Consider the following 6,379-nt stretch of genomic DNA (forward strand, 5'->3'; position numbering starts at 1 on the left):
ACGAATACGTCGCTGCCGGTGTGCAGTTTCATGCTGGCGCCGCCGTGCGCAGGGTTGGTGCCATGCAGCGAATTGATAATGCACAGGTCGTCGACACACTCGGCGACGTGGGGGAACAGTTCGCTGACCGCGATGCCACTTTCACCGTAGCGTTTGAACTTCCACGGCGATCCCAACAGGTTGCTGGTTGGTGCAAATTGAACCCGCGGTTTTTCGAACGGCAACGGTTTGCCGTCGTCTTTTTGCAGTTGCGGTTTGTAGTCGAACGTATCCATGTGCGACGGGCCGCCTTTCATAAACAGAAAGATGACACGTTTCGCTCGCGGCGGAAAATGGGGCAGCTGCAGATCGGATTGGCGAGGCCTGGCGTTGGACGCACGCGTTTCGTCGGCCAACAGGGATGCCAACGCGAGCGAACCGAATCCCGCCGCGGTCGTCTGCAAAAGGCGTCGTCGTGATAGGTTTGACATGTGGGTAGGCTTCTAGCCTGTCATTCGAGTACGTAGCATAGGCTTCTAGCCTGTGAGCTGAAGTTTCGTCTGTTTCGTGAGCCGACGGCGCTAGCCGCGGACGCTAATGTAGTGGTGCTTGCTAAAGCTCCCTGTCGCTTGGGTGTGGCGGGGATCTTTAGCAAGATCCACTACCGAAAATTAAAGCGCATGACAGGCTGGAAGCCTATCCTACGTTTAACGTAGGTAAACAAATTCGCTTGAGGAAACGATTGCTTGGCAGAGGGCTTGCCACGCGAGTCGCTCGGGATCGGTGTCGCTATCGGATTCTTGTTGGAAGGCCCGGAACTGGGTGAGGAAGTTTCTTGCATCGGACGATTCGGCGGCGGACGCGGTGCGGCCATACGTCTGGAGATACAAACGATCGATTCGTTGCTCGGCGTCGGGTTCACTTTCTAGTAAACGGTCTGCAAACGCTAATGCGAGTTCGGCAACCAGTTCCGAATTCATCAAGAACAGGGCTTGCGGTGCGATCGTGCTGGTGTTGCGGTCGCCGGTGAGCACGCTTGCATCGTTGTAATCAAACAATTGGAACATGTCGTACAGGTGATTTCGGATCACCGGCACGTAAATTGAACGTCGCGACGAGTCGTATTTCGATTTGTCCTCGGACGTGTGGTTGAAAACGTACTCGCGATTTTTGTATTGCATAATGTTGCCGCCGGTGGTGCGATCCAGCGTTCCGCTGACCGCCAGCAGGCCGTCGCGAATCGCCTCGGCTTCGAGCCGGCGAAGGTTGTATCGCCAATACCATTGGTTTCCAGGATCCGCTTCGGCGTTCTCAGGAACAAAGTCGCTGCTTCGTTGGTAGGTTTCGGACATCATGATCAGCCGGTGCATCTCTTTGATCGACCAACCCCGTTCGACAAATCGCACCGCGAGCCAATCGAGCAATTCGGGATGCGATGGCGGGCTGCCTTTGAGACCAAAGTTGTCCACGGTGCTGACCAAGCCTTTGCCAAAATGGCCTCGCCACAGACGATTGACCATCACACGGGCGGTCAGCGGATGATTTCCGGTTGTCAACCAGCGAGCAAATTCGAGCCGGCCACTATGATCCGCTGGAATCGAGGGTGGGGTGTCGATCGCGAGGACCTCAGGGACACGGCGTGGTACCACGTCACCGAGTGTCAGGTGGCTGCCGCGAAGATGCACCGAGGTATCAGCGATTTTCCCTTCGGTTACTCCCATCGCGGTCGGTAGTTCTGGAATCGCATCCTTGAGCTTTTTCAGTTCGTCACGGAGCGTTTTGATCACCGCCAAGGTTTCTGCGGGGAATCGTTTCTCAATCTCCTCCGGTTTTGTTTCTGCAGCCGGCGGTGGATCAAGTTTCGCCGTGGCCTCGGCGACTCGTTCGGCGATCAATTTCTCTTGCGATGCGATTTGCTGTTGGTGTTGTACGAGTTCAGCCGCTTGACTAGGAGTCTCGATCGTATTCTCGTGCCACTTCGCGACGGTCTTGTAGCTGTCCATCGTCTGCGTGCTTTTGAAAATCCCCGCCAAACCGTAGTAATCATGGTGGCTGATCGGATCAAATTTGTGCGTGTGACAGCGGGCACATCCGAGAGTGAGCCCCATGATGCTGCGACCGACGGTGTCCAGCTGCTCATCGATGATATCCATCTCCATTTTGGCTTCGTCTTGCTCTGCCAAAACTTTGGGGCCCAACACCAGGAAACCCGTTGCGATCAAACGTTCGTTGCGGAGTTCGAAGTCGTCTTCGGAATCAAGTAAGTCGCCTGCAAGTTGTTCGACGAGGAATTCGTTGTAGGGTTTGTCATTGTTGAGCGAACGGACGACATAGTCGCGGTACCGCCATGCGTTGCCATGGACCACGTTTTCATCGAGCCCATTGGAATCGGCATAGCGAGCGATGTCCAACCAATGTCGCCCCCACCGCTCGCCGTAATGCGGTGATGCAAGCAGACGGTCGACGACATGAGCAAACGCATCGGCGGAATCGTCAGCCAGAAACGCGTCGATCTCTTCGGGGGTGGGTGGCAATCCAATCAAGTCAAACGTCGCGCGGCGAAGCAGCGTTCGTTTGTCCGCGGGCGAATTGGGACGGAGTCCTTTGTCGTGCAGTTTCGCAAGAATAAACGCGTCGATCGGATTGGGGATGTCGTGGTGAAGTCGATTTTGCGATTCACGGGACGGAGCGTCCGCGATCGCAGGTGGAACGACTTTCACCGGCGGCTGAAACGCCCAATGCTTGCGACCTTGTTCGATGTCGACATCGCCGCGTTGAACGATAGGGCCGACATTGCCGGAATCGGGATGCGGTGCTCCCATTTCAACCCAGCGGATTAAGTCAGCGATCTGAATCTCGGACAACTTTTCGCTCGGGGGCATCTTCAGGTCGTTGTCTTGGTAACGGACTGCGGTCACCAGCAAGCTGCGGGTTGGTTCACCGGGAACAACCGACGGCCCGGCGAGTCCGCCAGTTAACATGCCCGCGAGCGTGTCGAGGCGGAGTTCCGATTCCTGTTCGTCTTCGGCATGACACGCGTAGCAATGGTCGATCAACAATGGGCGAATTTTAGATTCAAAAAAATCAAGTTGATCGGGGCTCGGTGAGTTGGCGTTCGGAGCGACGGCATCGTCTGACGCAACCGCGATTGGCCCCACCGGCAATGCACTTATCACCAAGGCTAACGCCAGTGGTTTGATAAATTTGAGAACGGTCACACCGCCGGCGCTGAACGATGGTTTTGTGCTTGATGGATGCATCGCTCGTCTCCTAGAGTTTGGGGTTACCGGCTTCGTAGATTTGCATGATTTCCGCTTCCTCAAGGGCTTCGCTGAGCATCAGGAACTCGTCCATTCGCCCATTGAAATTTCGGATCGCATGCGAGTTTTTGTCGATGGGGCGTCCCCAATTGCACAATTCGGCATCGCCGATGCGGATCGGACCTTCATAATCGAGCGAGGCTTCGCAAGGCACGCGTTGGCCGTTGAAATAGTGCCGCACCGTCTTGTTGGAACTATCAAAAACCGAGGCAACATGGATCCATTGACCAAGCCGAGTCAAATCGACCAGCGGCTGCGTGTAACGCCATGCGACTCCGGTCGCTTGGCTGACCGAAAGTCCAAGCTGGCCACGTTGATCAAATTGCCAGTGAACTTCGCCCGCGTCCCAGCCATCGGTCAACAGCAGCGAACTGAGTAGCCGATCGAGCCCGTCGACGCGGACCCACGCGGCCAACGTGATCGATTCGTATTCCCCAGGAAGGTGGAATCGTACACGATCGCTCGGTCGTTTGAAATCAAGTGCAGACTTCTGAGGCCAACGCCCTTCGGTCCACGAACAGCCGATGATTGATCCATCGGAATCGGTTCGATCCGCGGCGAGGTTTGGCAGTGTCGCAGGCGTCGACTGGGAAGCCGCAAAATCGTAATACATCAGCACGCGGGGGTCATTGCGGAATTCGGCACTCCATCGTTGCCAACGCTCGTATCGCAGTTGTAGCTGCTTGTCTTGGCTGCGCTGTAGCAGCGATGTCGATGGCATCTCGGTGACCTGGTTCGCGACGGGAAGCGAGCGGCCGTCGACATCAACGCTGATCGATTGACCAGTCACCAATTCATGCAGCGAATCCGCATCCTCAGCGGCCGACGGATCGTAGAGTTCCACCAACCCATCAAAGACATGGACTTCGGTCCGTTTTCCCCGCGTTGCGGAAACGCCAAATTCGGTGCCCAGGTCGACAATTTTTGTTTCGGGCGTCAGCACGGTGAATCCACGTGCCGGCACAGGGACTTTTGCCCAAGCGTTGCCTTCGTACAGCATCACATGATCTTGGTCGCGAACTTCAAGTTTCGCGGGGCCTTCGAGAGTCAATATCGCGCCACGAAAAAACTGCAATTGCACCAAGCCTGATTCGAGATGCAGCGTTGCATGGGATGAAATCGAATCGCCGACGTTAAACGCAGTATCGCCGACCCATTTAGCATCGACCACTTGGTTTAGCAATGCCACAGAGTCGTCAACTGGCTCGGAATCGACGGTCACAGGGGCAGCCTGAGCCGATTGTGTCTTGGCAGTTCCAGAATGTCGGCCTGTCCAGATGCCGGCCCAGAACGCAATCAGCACACTGGCGGCAATCGCTGCGACGGCCAGCGGTGCCCAACGCCGCAATTGCTCACGAGCGACACGAAGGCTGGATCGATCAAGCACGCTTTGCAGGAAATCGAATTTCTGTGACTCGGCATCGAGTCGCTGTTCCAGTTGCTGTGAAAACCGGGCGGCGGATCGATCGTCACGCACAACCATTGCCAGACTTTCGTCCATCTCCACTTGATCGCGGTAACGGCGGTAGAGCGAATCGTCGGTAGCGAGAGTGCGAGCCAAGCGATCCATTTCCGGATCACTGAGTTCACCGTCGAGCAGACGGTCAAGTTGTTCGTCAATATCACGTTCGCTCATGTCGATCCCTCCGATAAGCGTGTTTCCACACACGTTCGCAGCAGACCGCGAAGTCGTGACAGTGCTTGGCGAACGGCGGCGGGCGTCATGTCAGTTTCGTTGGCGATTTGGGAAGCGTTTTGACCGCGGTTATAGCGGCCATCGACCAGCGCACGACCATGACCGGGAAGGTGTTCGACGCATTTTCGCAGCGCCGTAAACCAATCTTCGGTCCATGAGGCGGTAGCCGGTTCGTCGGACATCGCCAGCATTGCTTCGCTGATCGATGTATTGACCACCCGTCGTCGGCGAGAGGATTTGCGTAGCTCGTTCCGAACCAAATTGCGAGCGATCGAACGCAGCCAGGGGCCCGCTTGGTCAAAATCATCGAGCGTGTCAATCCGCTCGTAGGCAACCACAAACGCGTCCTGGGCGAGGTCGTCCACCGCGTCCGGCATCGCACCGAGCATCCGAATGAACATGCGAAGTCGAGCTTGGTGTTCGAGTACGAGTTTGGCGAATTCTTTTCGTTGCATCGATCACGTTCCTTTCACGAATACCATGTCGGCAGAGCCCCCAGTGTGACACGGAATATGGAAAAAACTTGACTTTCCGTGGACACGGCTGATCTGATCCTGGCATATGAGTCCTCTATACCCCCAAATTGCCTGGAAGCCAGAGAGTATTACAACCCAACGCGTAAGTTTTTTGAGTCGGGGGCAAGTTATTAATCCGGCAAATTTCTTAGTTACCTCGCCCCCGACGGAGTTGGGGGCGAGGTCGAGCACGCCCTGAAGGCGTTGGTCGGGTGAGGGGGCGACCGCGCTACTGGCGAGCGATTCAAATTGACGCTGGCATACAATCTCCCGCGACTTGCTCGGTCGGCCCCCTCACCCGAACGTCGCTGAAGGCTCCGTTCGACCTCTCCCTCCCTCGAACCGGCGACTACGGGTCCCAATCCACGCGTCCGGTGAAGGACGCGACCCGAGGCCAAGCTCTCGCAACTGTCGCTCGGCGAAGTTTCAATCCACGCGTCCCGTGAAGGACGCGACCTTCACTGCCTCAATATTACGTCACATCGTCGGGTTTCAATCCACGCGTCCCGTGAAGGACGCGACGCTCGCTAGTGCCGGTACCAAGGCCCAACTGACGCAGTTTCAATCCACGCGTCCCGTGAAGGACGCGACTCCCATCCAGCAACCGCAGTATTTGCAATCACTGGTGTTTCAATCCACGCGTCCCGTGAAGGACGCGACTTCGTGTCGCACGCCCGAGATGTTCACGTAACACGTTTCAATCCACGCGTCCCGTGAAGGACGCGACCTGAACAAAGGGTTGTTGCCTATCGTCGGCAACGTGTTTCAATCCACGCGTCCCGTGAAGGACGCGACCTTGAGTGTCTGGCACGACATTGCCGGTGATCGTGTTAAAATCCACGCGTCCCGTGAAGGACGCGACGGAGTTG

At 56.4% G+C, this 6,379-nt stretch carries 5 protein-coding genes; 1 reads left to right on the forward strand and 4 read right to left on the reverse strand.

The window, feature by feature from the left end; all coding sequences use genetic code 11:
* The 4 genes from ABX962_RS26745 to ABX962_RS26760 all read right to left on the reverse strand — a co-directional run.
* On the reverse strand, positions 1-470 hold a 470-nt coding region (locus tag ABX962_RS26745; RefSeq protein WP_372723965.1), incomplete at its 3' end, for a DUF1501 domain-containing protein.
* Positions 471-686: 216 nt separating this feature from the next.
* Positions 687-3,239 carry a PSD1 and planctomycete cytochrome C domain-containing protein gene (locus ABX962_RS26750; RefSeq protein ID WP_372723967.1) on the reverse strand — a complete coding sequence of 851 codons (2,553 nt, stop codon included), beginning with the start codon at positions 3,237-3,239 and terminating at the stop codon, positions 687-689.
* Between the two features lie 10 nt (positions 3,240-3,249).
* On the reverse strand, positions 3,250-4,935 hold the full coding sequence (locus ABX962_RS26755; RefSeq protein WP_372723968.1) for a LamG-like jellyroll fold domain-containing protein: 1,686 nt from the start codon (positions 4,933-4,935) through the stop codon (positions 3,250-3,252).
* Positions 4,932-5,450 (reverse strand): sigma-70 family RNA polymerase sigma factor, encoded by a 519-nt coding sequence (locus ABX962_RS26760; RefSeq protein WP_372723970.1) that lies wholly within the window; start codon positions 5,448-5,450, stop codon positions 4,932-4,934. The genes ABX962_RS26755 and ABX962_RS26760 overlap by 4 nt, the downstream gene beginning before the upstream one ends.
* Before the next feature lie 502 nt (positions 5,451-5,952).
* Between ABX962_RS26760 and ABX962_RS26765 the strand changes: the two genes are divergently transcribed.
* A complete protein-coding gene (locus ABX962_RS26765; protein WP_372723972.1) occupies positions 5,953-6,201 on the forward strand; it encodes a hypothetical protein in 249 nt (82 codons plus the stop codon).
* Positions 6,202-6,379: the final 178 nt, after the last annotated feature.

It is taken from the genome of Novipirellula sp. (assembly GCF_041583735.1).
Lineage (GTDB): Bacteria > Planctomycetota > Planctomycetia > Pirellulales > Pirellulaceae > Novipirellula.

Bases quoted from the DNA above. Each gene is read 5' to 3' on its own strand.
- ABX962_RS26750 (WP_372723967.1), bottom strand. From the start codon at position 3,239: ATGCATCCATCAAGCACAAAACCATCGTTCAGCGCCGGCGGTGTGACC.
- ABX962_RS26755 (WP_372723968.1), bottom strand. From the start codon at position 4,935: ATGAGCGAACGTGATATTGACGAACAACTTGACCGTCTGCTCGACGGT.
- ABX962_RS26760 (WP_372723970.1), bottom strand. From the start codon at position 5,450: ATGCAACGAAAAGAATTCGCCAAACTCGTACTCGAACACCAAGCTCGA.